Genomic DNA, 674 nt, shown 5'->3' on the forward strand with positions numbered 1-674 from the left:
TGGCCGATCTGCGCGACCGCCACGCCATCGGCAAACAGCCCGACCTGGCTCAGCACCACGCGCTCCCCGGCGGCCATCGCCGCTTGCAGGCAGTTGGAGTCGTCCGGCTCGACGCCGATCACCCTGATCTCCGGGCGCAGGTATTTCACATACGCCGCGATACCGGCAATCAGACCGCCGCCCCCGACAGGAACAAAGATCGCATCCAGTTGGCCCGGTTGCTGACGAAGGATCTCCATCGCCACGGTGCCTTGCCCGGCGATGGTGTCGGGGTCGTCATACGGATGGATGTAGACGAAGCCTTGTTCGTCGACCAGCTTCAGCGAGTAGGCCAGCGCTTCCGGGAAGGAATCGCCGTGCAGCACCACGGTGGCACCCCGCGAGCGCACACCTTCGACCTTGATCTCCGGCGTGGTGCGCGGCATTACGATGGTCGCCTTGATCCCCAACTCGCGTGCCGCCAGCGCCAGGCCCTGGGCATGATTGCCCGCCGATGCCGTCACCACGCCTCGTGCAGTCTGCTCTGCGGGCAATTGCGCGAGCTTGTTGTACGCGCCGCGAATCTTGAACGAGAACACCGGCTGCAGGTCTTCGCGCTTGAGCAGCACCTGATTGCCCAGCCGTTCGGACAGCTGGCGAGCGCCTTGCAGCGGCGTTTCGATGGCAACGTCGTA

The 674-nt window shown here is 65.1% G+C and carries 1 protein-coding gene; it reads right to left on the reverse strand.

Annotated elements, in window-relative coordinates; all coding sequences use genetic code 11:
* Positions 1–674, reverse strand: a 674-nt coding sequence (locus AO388_RS04075) for a pyridoxal-phosphate dependent enzyme (RefSeq protein WP_153003962.1), incomplete at both ends; no start/stop codon positions are given.

Origin of the sequence: Pseudomonas sp. ICMP 10191, assembly GCF_001467335.1 — a bacterium.
In the GTDB taxonomy this organism is placed as follows: domain Bacteria; phylum Pseudomonadota; class Gammaproteobacteria; order Pseudomonadales; family Pseudomonadaceae; genus Aquipseudomonas; species Aquipseudomonas cerasi.